11 protein-coding genes and 1 tRNA gene are annotated in these 11,445 nt (G+C 30.9%); 2 read left to right on the forward strand and 10 right to left on the reverse strand.

Annotated elements, in window-relative coordinates:
- Positions 1-14: 14 nt before the first annotated feature.
- The 9 genes from CELLY_RS06050 to CELLY_RS06090 all read right to left on the reverse strand — a co-directional run bounded on the left by CELLY_RS06050 (position 15) and on the right by CELLY_RS06090 (position 7,460).
- A complete protein-coding gene (locus tag CELLY_RS06050) occupies positions 15-464 on the reverse strand; it encodes a 6-pyruvoyl trahydropterin synthase family protein (protein ID WP_013620779.1) in 450 nt (149 codons plus the stop codon).
- A 188-nt stretch (positions 465-652) separates the two neighbouring features.
- Positions 653-1,282: a carbonic anhydrase family protein gene (locus CELLY_RS06055; RefSeq protein ID WP_013620780.1), complete on the reverse strand. Its 630-nt coding sequence runs from the start codon at positions 1,280-1,282 to the stop codon at positions 653-655.
- Positions 1,283-1,317: 35 nt separating this feature from the next.
- The gene (locus CELLY_RS06060; protein ID WP_013620781.1) at positions 1,318-2,091 is read right to left on the reverse strand and encodes a universal stress protein; all 774 of its coding nucleotides are present in this window, start codon (positions 2,089-2,091) and stop codon (positions 1,318-1,320) included.
- A 5-nt stretch (positions 2,092-2,096) separates the two neighbouring features.
- A complete protein-coding gene (locus CELLY_RS06065) occupies positions 2,097-3,689 on the reverse strand; it encodes a SulP family inorganic anion transporter (RefSeq protein ID WP_042257316.1) in 1,593 nt (530 codons plus the stop codon).
- A 96-nt stretch (positions 3,690-3,785) separates the two neighbouring features.
- Entirely contained in the window at positions 3,786-4,070 is a 285-nt protein-coding gene (locus CELLY_RS06070; RefSeq protein ID WP_013620783.1) for a hypothetical protein, read from the reverse strand.
- Positions 4,071-4,324: 254 nt separating this feature from the next.
- Complete coding sequence (locus tag CELLY_RS06075) at positions 4,325-4,807, reverse strand: DUF4199 domain-containing protein (RefSeq protein WP_013620785.1); 483 nt, start codon at positions 4,805-4,807, stop codon at positions 4,325-4,327.
- Positions 4,808-4,813: 6 nt separating this feature from the next.
- Positions 4,814-5,581 carry an enoyl-CoA hydratase/isomerase family protein gene (locus tag CELLY_RS06080; protein ID WP_013620786.1) on the reverse strand — a complete coding sequence of 256 codons (768 nt, stop codon included), beginning with the start codon at positions 5,579-5,581 and terminating at the stop codon, positions 4,814-4,816.
- Between the two features lie 30 nt (positions 5,582-5,611).
- On the reverse strand, positions 5,612-6,946 hold the full coding sequence (locus CELLY_RS06085) for an MATE family efflux transporter (RefSeq protein ID WP_013620787.1): 1,335 nt from the start codon (positions 6,944-6,946) through the stop codon (positions 5,612-5,614).
- Positions 6,947-6,959: 13 nt separating this feature from the next.
- Positions 6,960-7,460 carry a GNAT family N-acetyltransferase gene (locus CELLY_RS06090; protein WP_013620788.1) on the reverse strand — a complete coding sequence of 167 codons (501 nt, stop codon included), beginning with the start codon at positions 7,458-7,460 and terminating at the stop codon, positions 6,960-6,962.
- Positions 7,461-7,594: 134 nt separating this feature from the next.
- Here CELLY_RS06090 and CELLY_RS06095 point away from each other — a divergent pair, with 134 nt between their 5' ends.
- Positions 7,595-8,398: a universal stress protein gene (locus tag CELLY_RS06095; protein ID WP_013620789.1), complete on the forward strand. Its 804-nt coding sequence runs from the start codon at positions 7,595-7,597 to the stop codon at positions 8,396-8,398.
- 9 nt (positions 8,399-8,407) lie between these two features.
- Positions 8,408-8,484, forward strand: a tRNA-Ala gene (locus CELLY_RS06100).
- Between the two features lie 68 nt (positions 8,485-8,552).
- Here the strand turns inward: CELLY_RS06100 and CELLY_RS06105 are convergent.
- Positions 8,553-11,369, reverse strand: coding sequence for a M16 family metallopeptidase (locus CELLY_RS06105; RefSeq protein ID WP_013620790.1), 2,817 nt, complete (start codon positions 11,367-11,369; stop codon positions 8,553-8,555).
- Positions 11,370-11,445 lie beyond the last annotated feature (76 nt).

Consider the following 11,445-nt stretch of genomic DNA (forward strand, 5'->3'; position numbering starts at 1 on the left):
GTAAACAGATTTTTTTAGTTATCTGCCGCGTACCATTCTGCAAAAGAAGAGTCTGTTTCTTGCAGTTTTAATGAGTGCAAACTAATGTTTTCTGGCAATCTGGCTTTAATTTTTGCAGCAAAATCTATCACCATATTTTCACTAGTTGGTTGGTAATCTGCAAGTATTACACTGTGCCCTCTTTGCATTAACTCATTTGCCAACTCTATATGTGGTGTGTTTTTATTAAAAACCGTAGCATGGTCATACACATCTACAATTTCTTCTTTAACTATTTTTTTAAGATCGCCAAAGTCTATAACCATTCCCCATTTTACATTAGTATTATCTGCTATTGGAGCCCCAATTACGGTAACAGATAATTTATAACTATGTCCGTGTACATTTCTACATTTTCCATCATAACCATATAATGCGTGACCGGTTTCAAAACTAAACTGTTTTGTTATTCTAATATTACTCATAGTTACTTATTTGCACTGCAAAGGTATTATTTTACGGCAGATGTTTTTACTTAAGAACAAATAAAATCTCTACCAAATAGCTAATTAAGACAAAACAATTGCCTTTTTAACTAATGATAGAGATTTATACGTTTGCCTTTTTACTAGATTAACGCTATAAAGCTTAGTGTTGTGGCTATTTATAGTTTTTACTCAAAAAAAGTAACAGCACCAGAGTTAATATCATACATAGCGCCAACTATTTTAATTTCTCCTTTACTTTGCATATCTGCTAAAACTTCACTTTCTGCAACAATCCTGTCTATAGTAAGTTGTACGTTTTTAGCAGCTACATTATCTACAAATTCTAAGTTTTTAGAGTTACGTAAGCTTTCATCTGCTGGTTCTGATACTGCTTCTACTGCAGGCTTAATTTTGCTTAACATTGCTGTTAAGTTTCCTAATTCTGCATTATCACAAGCTCCTTTTACTGCACCACAGCTAGTATGTCCTAAAACTACAATTAGTTTTGTGCCTGCTAGTTTACAGCCAAACTCCATACTACCTAAAATATCTTCGTTTACAAAGTTACCTGCAATACGTACACTAAAAATATCTCCTAAACCCTGATCAAAAACCAATTCTGCAGATACTCTAGAGTCTATACAGCTTAATATTGTTGCAAAAGGAAACTGGCCTTCACTAGTGTCATTAACTTGCTCTAGTAAGTTACGATTTGCTTTTAAGTTGCTTTGAAATCTTTGGTTTCCTTCTTTTAAAAATTGCAATGACTTTTCTGGTGTCATTGTAGCTTGTGTTTCTTTTGTATGTGCTTTCATATATTATATTTTAGTTATTATTTTTTTAATGTTTACTACGCGTTAGCATATAAGAGTAAAGAAACATTTGTTTTATCTATTACACTATTTATACCTCTAGTAGCCCTATTTACACACAGTAGGTTAATGTTACTTTTTGTTAAGTAATTAGCTATGTTTTGTATGGCATTGTCTCCTTGCTCAAAAACATATGTTACTGCATTTTTAGAGTTTTGCATATCAGTTAAATTGCTTCCTTTTTCTACTACAGAAAAAGAAGTTAATGGCTGCTGACTGTGCTTAATTAAATCTTGCGTAAATTTTAAATTTAGTGGTTCTTCATTTTTATTTAAAACTCCCAATGCTAATGTATCTATGGGTTTAACAGCGCCATCATTAGCAGCTATCATAATTACTCCTTTGTAATTTTTAAGCACAAAGTCTGTAACATGATCACCAATTACATTTATCATCTTAGGTTTTCTTTTTCCTAGAACAATAATATCTGGTTGCTGTTCTTCTATTTGTTTAGCTATTTCGTTTTTAACGTTTCCAAAAGAAAAACTATATTTAATTTTTATGTTTTGTACTTTAGAAATTGGTTTAATTATAGCACTAATTATACGGTCTGTACTATTGTACTGCTCATTAATAGCACGCATAGCAGACAGTTGGTTGTCTCTAACAACTACATCAGATGCTTTTTTCACATGAAAAAAAGATACATCTCCGTTTATCATTTTTGCAAGGTTAACAGTACTTTTTACAGTAGATACTGTTGTCTTTTTTAAATCTGATAATACAAGAATTTTATATTTCTTTTTTAACATAGTAATTAGCTTAAACTAATTTTAGATTTTGGTCTTAGTTTAAAAAATTCTATAAAACTATCTGGGTTCTCTACTATACCTCTTTTAGAAATTAGCTTAATATCAATATTACGTTCTTTTGCTTTAAAGGCAAAATCTTCTAATATTTCAATAATATCATAGTCTAAGTATCTAGTTTTAGTAACATCAAACTCTAAGTATGTATCTCTTGGCAAACTATCTAATTCTTTTAAAATAGCTCCTTTGTTAAAGAAAGTAACTTCTTCTGCAAGAGACATTTTAATTTTGTGTTTACCATTACTGTTATCCTCTATGTGTAAAAAGTGAGAATTTTGGTAACTTTTAAGTAAAATTACAACTATACCAACAGCTAAACCTAAACCTATACCTACTAGTAAATCTGTAAAAACAATACCAGCTACTGTAACAAAAAATGGGATAGACTGTTTCCAACCTAGTTTGTACATTTTAGCAAATAAAGCTGGTTTAGCCAACTTATAACCTACAATTAATAAAATTGCAGCTAATACAGATAACGGAATTTTATTAAGTAACGTTGGTATAAGTATTACAGAAATTAATAACAAAAATCCATGTAAAATTGCAGACATTTTTGTTTTTGCGTTAGACTGTATGTTTGCAGAACTTCTTACAATAACCTGTGTAATTGGCAAACCACCAATTAAACCAGAAATAATATTACCTGTTCCTTGCGCTAATAACTCTCTATTTGTAGGAGTTACGCTTTTTTCTGGGTCTAGTTTATCTGTAGCTTCTACACACAATAAAGTTTCTAAACTTGCTACTAAAGCTATAGTAAAAGCTGTAACCCAAATTGCAGGATTAGTAATTGCTGAAAAATTAGGAAAACTAAACTGACCAAGAAAAGAGTCAAAACTATCTGGCACAGGTACACTTACTAAATGCGCAGGTGAAATTGCCAAAGCATCATTAGTTTGTGTTACTACGTAAAATATAATACCAACAGCAACAGCTACTAAAGGACCTTGTATTACTTCAAAAAACTTTCCTTTTTTAACAAGAACATTGCTCCAAAGTAATAATATACCTAAACTTATAAGACCTACTACTGTAGGACCAACTGCTATATTATCAAAAATATTAAAGATAGCAGAAAAGGTATTTTCACCAGAAGCCTCTATAAAACTATCTGCTCCTTCTGGTTCTGCATCATACCCAAAAAAGTGTGGAATTTGTTTTAAAATAATAATGATACCAATACCTGTTAGCATCCCTTTAATTACTGAAGAAGGAAAGTAATACCCAATAATACCAGCTTTTAAAAACCCAAAAACCAATTGTATTATACCTCCTAAAACAACGGCTACTAAAAAGTTTTCATAACCTCCTAATGAGCCAATTGCAGTTAGTACAATAGCTGCTAAACCTGCTGCAGGTCCACTAACCCCAACTCTAGAGCCACTTAAGCCTCCTACTATAATACCACCAATTATACCGGCAATTAAACCTGAAAAAAGTGGTGCTCCACTAGCCAATGCAATACCTAAACATAATGGTAATGCAACAAAGAATACGACAATACTCGCTGGTAAGTCGCTTTTTAAATTTTTAAACATAAACATAGTAAATTTTGCCTCTTGAGCATATTTTTATCAAGAGGGTATTAAAATAAATTAATAATAACTACACTACAGTGCGTAGTTAAAGCCTAATTATACTATGTGGTACTCGGGAGGGGGCGAAACAAGGTTAATAAGAGGTCTAGGGTATTTTTTATCTGAATACCCTTGTTTTTCTCTTTTTAAAACGTAAGAAACGTTTGTTTCAGAAAAACTGTCTACGCTTAAATATTTTTTAGCGCAATTATCTTCTTCTTCAGAAATGGAATAAAAAGCAGAAATATCTACAGAATCATTCACCATAGTAATTATGGTTGGCGCAGATAAAAACGCCAAGAATAATACGGTAAAAAATATAGAAATAATCTTTTTATACATTTCTTTTAATAATCAGAAGTTTACAAATATAAAACCAAAACGCTTTATATAAAATAGCTAATCCTTAAAAAAATGTTAACAAAAACATTTTTAAGTAATTAACCATATTTATTCTTTATATAATATACAGGTCTTTAAACCTGTATACTATTTACTTTCTTTTATACTTTTTGCTATTTCTAACTCTGTTAAACACATAAACTCCTACTACAAATAGTGCTAGTAATGGAAATACAATATCACCTCCCATATTTTTATTTTTTTTTATTTTTAATGATAAAAGACACAATTGCTGCCGTTACCACTCCCATAGATAACGATGTAAATATGCCTTGTCGTATATAATTATTAATGTTAAAATATTCTTCTGCGTTTTCTTGAGTCATTTTTCCTGCTCCTACAATGTACTCTGTAATGTTAGAAAAATACTCAGGAGATATGTAAACGTACGTAATGTATTGCGTAGCTGGACTTAATATAGCTATTACTGCACTTAAAACAATACCGCTAATAAAACCTTCCTTCCAAGTAATTACACCTTTATAATCTGTTTGTTTTTTATCTTTTAAAGCAAAAACATATATAGCAATAGCAACTACACCAAACAAGTTGGTATATATTAAATGTTCACTAACTTGGTCTGTATGCCATCCCAATTGTTTTTCTATGTATGCCCATAAAAGTGCAAAACCAGTAAAGATAAAACCCCATTTTATCTCTGTTTTAAACTTATTCATAAAAGCTTATTTTCTATATTTTGATAATGCATTTTTAGTAAAATCTGACAATACTAACTTACCAGAAATTATTGCTCTTTCTTTTAACAATGCATCCCAATTTTCTGTTCCTTGCCACAATATTGTTTTCATTTCTTGCAAGGCTTCTGGGTTGTATGATGCCAGTTTTTCTGTGAAAATTTCAATTTCTTTATCCATTTCTTTAATAGAGCCAAATACTTTTGCAAACAAACCTTTGTCTTTTGCCCAATATGCACTTTGCCAATCTGTAGCAGCTAAAGATAGTTCTGCTAAACCACTTTTACCAACTTTGCGTTCTACTGCCGGAGCAATTACAAATGGGCCAATACCAATAGATAGTTCTGATAATTTTATGGATGCCGCCTCAGTAGCAAAAGCATAATCACAAGCTGCAGCTAAACCAACACCGCCACCAACAGTTTTACCTTGTACACGGCCAACAATTAGTTTTTTGCATTTGCGCATGGCGTTAATAACATTTGCAAAACCACTAAAAAATTGTTGCCCTTCATCTAAGTTTGTAACCTCCATTAACTCATCAAAAGAAGCTCCTGCACAAAAAGCTTTTTCACCTTCAGACTTTAAAACAATAACATTTACCGTTTGGTCTTCTGATAATTTTAAAATTTCTTTGGTTAACCTATCTAGCAATTCTGCAACAAATGAATTACTTGCCGGATGACCAAATTCTACTGTTGCTATTTTATTATCTATATTGGTATATAAACTACCGTTTGCTCTTGTTGTACCCATAAAAACCTTTTTATTGTGTAAAATTCAAAATTACGTTTTTTGCAAGAGCGGACGAAACTTTGTGTTAAATTTAACCACCAATGCACCACCTCTTATTAGCATCCAAACCACAAAAGACAACCAAATTCCTGTAAAGCCCCAACCTAACTCTTTACTTAGGTATAACATAGGTACAAAACCTAAAAAAGTAGCATCTAAAAGTGTATCTCTTAAATATTTCATTTCACCTAAGCCTTTAAATAATCCATCAAAAACAAAAGCTACAGCATTAATTGGTAAACTTAAAATTATAATATAAAAAACAGCGTAAAAAGTATCTAAAGCAACTTGTTCATTAGAAAAAATTTTACCTATAGGGTAATAAAAAACAAAGCCTAAAACTGCCAAAACCAAACTAACTGTTATTCCATATTGAAGAATTTTTTTAGCCAACAGCCAAAGGCTATTATAATCTTTAGCACCTAATAATTTACCTCCTAAAATATTACCTGCAGCGCCATAACCATCTATAAAAAAAGCAGAAAACAACCACACATTTATAGCTATTGTATGTGCGCCAATAAACCTATCTCCCAAGTCTGTAGCCTCCCTTACCGCTAAAACCAATGCTATATTTAAAGATAAAGCACGTACAAATAAGTTTAAACTCATAATTACCAAACGTCCCAGCTCTGGGTGTATAGGAAAACGTAGCCTTAAACTAATATCTGTTTTTAAAACCAATAAGAAAAATGCTATTATTGCCATAATTGCTTGTGACAGTAAACTTGCCCAGGCAGCACCATCTAAATACATTGGTTCTAAAACGCCTTGTATGCCATACACAAAAATGTAATCTAAAAATATATTTAATACAGCCCCAATTAGGGCTATTACCATTGGCCAACTTGTATTTTGCAAGCCTCTAAAAATGCCCATTACTGCAAACGTAAATAAGGTTAAAGGAAAACCCCAAACCCTAATACCGTAATAAGACACGCAAAACTCTAAAATTTTACCTTTTGCCTTTAAAAACACAAATATTTCTTCTATTACAAAAACTGTAGAAAGCAGTATAATAATGCTAAGTAGTATATTAAAAAAAATAGCTTGTACAGGTAATGTTTTAACCTCATTTAAACGGCCAGCTCCTAAATACTGAGAAATTATAGCAGAAATAGCACTTCTGGTTTGCCCAAGAATCCAAATAAGCATAGATAAAAAAGAACCAACAATACCTGCTGCTGCCAAAGACTCTAGCCCAAACTTAGGAATATTGCCAACAATAGCTGCATCTGTAATAGATAATAATGGCTCTGATATGCCAGCAATTGTAGCCGGTATAGCTAGCTTGTTTATGTTTTTAAGATTTACAATTTTATTCAAAAAAAAGTGGGTTTTATAAAACTAGTTCAAAACAATGAAAAGGATGTTCACTTTGCTTAGGAAAAAATATATCTCCTAATTGTTTGTAACCTCTGGTTTGGTAAAAATTTACATTTCGTTTGTTTACACTAAAAGTATCTAAACGTACAGATTTAAAGTCATTATTTTTAGCATATTCCTCTGCAAAATTCATCAATTTTTGTGCATAACCTTGGCCTTGGTATTCTGGGTGCACAGATAGCCTGTGTATGTACAAGTTAGCTTCATTACTTGTTAGCCAGGTAATAGGTATGTACTCATCATCCATATGTGTAGACAGTACAATGGTTCCTATTATTTTTTTATCAACTTCTAAAACATATAATTCTTCTTGAGCAATATCATGTAAAAAAGCCTGTTTACTTGGGTAGTGCTCGTTCCATTGGTAAATACCATTTTTAATCATAAAAGCTGCACAAGCTTTTGTAACGGTAATAATTTTATCAATTTCTGATTTTTTTGCTAAACGAATCATACGAGGTATAAATTAAATTGTAAATTTAGAGTATAAAATACAACTGATAAAATGTACTAGTATTTTTAATTGGCCATTAACCAAGCCAATAATGTGCATATCTAGTAACCTAATTAAACTGAAAAAAGAGAAAAATGAAGAACATATTGGTTCCTATAGGAACATCTACAGAAAGCCATGAAACATTACAATATGCCGTAGATTTTGCTAAAAATTTTGACGCAACTATTTATGTAATGGAAATTTTTAATGTAAAATCTGCTGGTGCTGGTAGCTTAGCAAATGCTACAGATAAAATTGAAAAAAATAGTAGAGAACAATTGTTAGATGTTGTTAGTAAGGTTGATAAAAAAGGAACTGAAATAAAAATAGCAACCTACCAAGGTGACATTATTGAAGGATTAAAAAAAATAGACAAACAATTTTTAGGAATAGACCTAATTGTTATGGCTCCAAGAAGTAATGATATTAATGAGAGTAATTACCTTGGCAACACATCAGGAAAAATTATTAAACAAACAGATATTCCTACACTTATTGTACCTAAAGGATATGTGTTTAAACCTGTAACTTCTATACTTACAGCTTTTAAATCTGGTATTTTAAAACGAAAAAGAATACTAAACCCTTTAATTACCATTAAAAAGCAATTTAATTGTACCGTAAATTTACTATTGGTAAAAACTCCTGGCTACACAGATGACGACTTAAAAGTAGATACTGCTCTTTTAGATATTAGCTCTAAAATGACACTTTCTGAAAATGCTACTACCTACCTTGGAGTGTTAGAGCACTTTTTAACTAAACAACCAGATATGCTGTGTGTGTTTAGAAGAAAAAGAGGCTTTTTTAAAAAATTATGGGAGAAAAATACCATTGCAAAATCTGAATTTTTTGCTCCTGTACCAGTATTGGTTTTAAGTGTTAAAAAAGACTAAGTTCTTTTTGGGGGATTAGCTCAGCTGGCTAGAGCGCTTGCCTGGCAGGCAAGAGGTCACCGGTTCGACTCCGGTATTCTCCACCATATTGCTTTACAAACAAAAACCCCTTTACAGTGCGTAAAGGGGTTTTTTGTAAGGGAAAAAGGTGGTTTTATTTTTCTTTCTGAGGCATTAAAATAAGCTCTACTAGGTTAGACTCATTAAAATAAGTATTTGCCATATTTTTAAATTCATTTGATTTTAACTTATTTATCTCTTCATTAAAATTTAAAATATCACTCATATCTAAATTATTTTCAACTGCGCTTTTAATTTTATAAGCCCAGTAGGAGTTATACTTAATATTAGAGGTATTATTAGCTATTTCTGCTTCTTTAATCTTATTTAAATCTAATTCAGAAGCGCCATTTTTCTTTATTTTATTTATTTCTTCATAGACTTTAGCCTTTAATTTATCTACATTTTCTGGAGCACATGTAAACCTGACACTAAGCCTGTACCAACTGTACGGTTTATCAGTAGCAAAACCAGAAACTTGAACACCATAAACTCCCGACATTTTCTCTCTTAATTCTTGCGTAAGCTTAATTTTTAACAACTTTCCTAATAACATTATTCTTTTTTGTTTATCTATTGAAAAGTCTAATGTTCCTGTAAAGTTTATATCAACTTTAGCCTTTTGCTCTAATCCTTTGTGAAAAGTTTTTTTAATAATCCCTTTTGGTCTTCTTAAGCCAAAATCTACCCAATCACTTGATTTATTTATATTAGAAGGTAAGCTACCGAGGTAATGTGTTACAAAATCTTTTAATTTATCAAGATTAAAACTACCAACAAAAACAAAGTTAAATTCATTTGCATTTTTAAATCGATCATTATAAAAATTGTAAACCTTATCCAGTGAAAGACCTTTTTGTAGTTGCTCTTCTGTAAAAGGGGTTCCTCTTAAGTGATTTTGGGACATAATTTGAGCCTTTTTCTTTTCAAAATAGGCATCAGGGTTTACATCTTGGTCTTTATACAAAGCAAGCATTCTATCTTTTTTAGATTTGAAAACGTTATTATCCTTATTAGGACTTGTAAAGTATAAATAAGTTAATTGTAACATAGTTTCTAAATCTGAAGAGGAGCTTTTACCTGAAAACAACTCATCATAAAAATTTATCCGGGGACGAACAGTTACTGTTTTACCTATATTTAATTTATTTAAATTAATTTCTGATATCCCATTTACGCCACTGGAAGCAATAATATCAGCAGAATTTCTTGCTGAAATATAATCTTCTGCAGATGATGTAGAACTACCTCCTGGTCTAAAACCATTCATAGTAATCATATCATTCTGAAGTTTAGTAGGTTTCGCATAAACCGTAACACCGTTAGATAGTTTCCAAATAGTAACATTTAAATCCTTATTGTACTCTGTTTTAACAATTTGCCCTTTTTTTGGTGTTTTATTAAACAGAACCACATCTTCTAACGTGTCTACATAAGGAGCCACACTTTGCTCTTTGCTATTTTTAAAAATTGACAAAACCTCGTCTTCATTAGGTAGAACTAAACCTTCTTTTTCAGGAGCATTTATTACTATCGATATATTATCTTCTGTAATCCATTTATCTGAAATTTTATTTACATCATCAACTGTTATATCTAAAAAAGCATCCTTGTAAAATTTATACAAAAAAGCTTCACTTGGTATAGAAACATTATCTGTAAAATTATCTATGTATTGTTCTAAATAAAACTTAGAAGATATTTTTCCTCTTTCCTTTACAATAGTAGAAATATTACTAAGCAATTTAATTTTATATCTTTTTAACTCTGTTACAGTAAAACCGTGTTTATTGACTCTTTGACTTTCTAATAGTAAGTGTTCTAAGCCTTCTTGTATCTGTTTTTCTTTTAAATTTGCTTTTAAATAATAACTATCTACATCTCCTAAAAACTTACCTATACCGGCTGTTGCTGATAAAAAAGGAGCATTACCGGATAATGGTACTTCAGATAATCTTTGGCGAAGCATACCAGAATACAACTTTTGAATTAAATCTTCTTTTAAATCTGCAAGCGTAACCTCGTTATCCTTTTTTCTTTTATAATAAATCGCCACACTTGCTCCTCTTGCTTCTTTATCTTTTTGTATAGATATTTTTACTCCTTTATTACTTGGGATTTTATAATAAATACGCTCTCTGCCATTTATTGGGGCTTTAAGAGATTTAAATGTAGATTTAATTTTATCCTCTACTTCATCCACATTAAAATCACCAACTATTATAATTGCCATTAAGCTGGGTCTATACCAGTCCCTATAAAAACGCTTAAGTGCATCATAGTCAGAATTCATAATTACATCTAAAGTACCAATTGGCGACCTATTTGCGTACCTAGAGTTATTTGTTAATACAGGTAAAGATTTGTAATACATTCTAGATCCAGCTCCGCTTCTAGACCTTAATTCTTCTGCTACAACACCTCTTTCATTATCTATTTCTTCGTTAGAAAACGTTATACCATCTGCCCAGTCTCTAAGTATTTGTATACTAACATCAAAAGCTTCTTTATTATCTGTGGGTACCGCTAATTTATAAACTGTTTCATCAAAACTTGTATGTGCATTAAGATCCGCTCCAAACTCTATTCCTAAATTTTGCAAATGATCTATCAATTTATTCTTTTCGAAGTTTTTAGTTCCATTAAATGCCATATGCTCTATAAAGTGAGCAAGGCCTAATTGATCTTCATCTTCTAAAATAGAACCTGCATTTAACACCAAGCGTAAATCTGCTTTATTTTCTGGTTTAGTATTATGCTTAATATAGTATTTAAGTCCGTTTTTTAATACCCCAATTCTAACTGATGGATCTGTAGGTATTGGCTCTTTTAAATTAATTTTTTGTTGAGCACTAAGCGCACAAAAACTTAAAAATAAAAAAGTAAAAATTGTGCTTACTGTTTTTTTCATTTTATATAAGGTTAAAAATTTTGGATTTCTACTTGACTTATAACCAAGCCATAGTAGTATAACTACTCTTAAAGTT

The sequence above is a fragment of the Cellulophaga lytica DSM 7489 genome (assembly GCF_000190595.1).
GTDB classification, from domain to species: Bacteria; Bacteroidota; Bacteroidia; order Flavobacteriales; family Flavobacteriaceae; genus Cellulophaga; species Cellulophaga lytica.

Excerpts from the sequence above, each read along its gene's own strand:
- CELLY_RS06060 (WP_013620781.1), bottom strand. The coding sequence starts at position 2,091 with ATGTTAAAAAAGAAATATAAAATTCTTGTATTATCAGATTTAAAAAAG.
- CELLY_RS06075 (WP_013620785.1), bottom strand. The coding sequence starts at position 4,807 with ATGAATAAGTTTAAAACAGAGATAAAATGGGGTTTTATCTTTACTGGT.
- CELLY_RS06050 (WP_013620779.1), bottom strand. The coding sequence starts at position 464 with ATGAGTAATATTAGAATAACAAAACAGTTTAGTTTTGAAACCGGTCAC.
- CELLY_RS06090 (WP_013620788.1), bottom strand. The coding sequence starts at position 7,460 with ATGATTCGTTTAGCAAAAAAATCAGAAATTGATAAAATTATTACCGTT.
- CELLY_RS06095 (WP_013620789.1), top strand. The coding sequence starts at position 7,595 with ATGAAGAACATATTGGTTCCTATAGGAACATCTACAGAAAGCCATGAA.
- CELLY_RS06080 (WP_013620786.1), bottom strand. The coding sequence starts at position 5,581 with ATGGGTACAACAAGAGCAAACGGTAGTTTATATACCAATATAGATAAT.
- CELLY_RS06070 (WP_013620783.1), bottom strand. The coding sequence starts at position 4,070 with ATGTATAAAAAGATTATTTCTATATTTTTTACCGTATTATTCTTGGCG.
- CELLY_RS06065 (WP_042257316.1), bottom strand. The coding sequence starts at position 3,689 with ATGTTTAAAAATTTAAAAAGCGACTTACCAGCGAGTATTGTCGTATTC.
- CELLY_RS06055 (WP_013620780.1), bottom strand. The coding sequence starts at position 1,282 with ATGAAAGCACATACAAAAGAAACACAAGCTACAATGACACCAGAAAAG.
- CELLY_RS06105 (WP_013620790.1), bottom strand. The coding sequence starts at position 11,369 with ATGAAAAAAACAGTAAGCACAATTTTTACTTTTTTATTTTTAAGTTTT.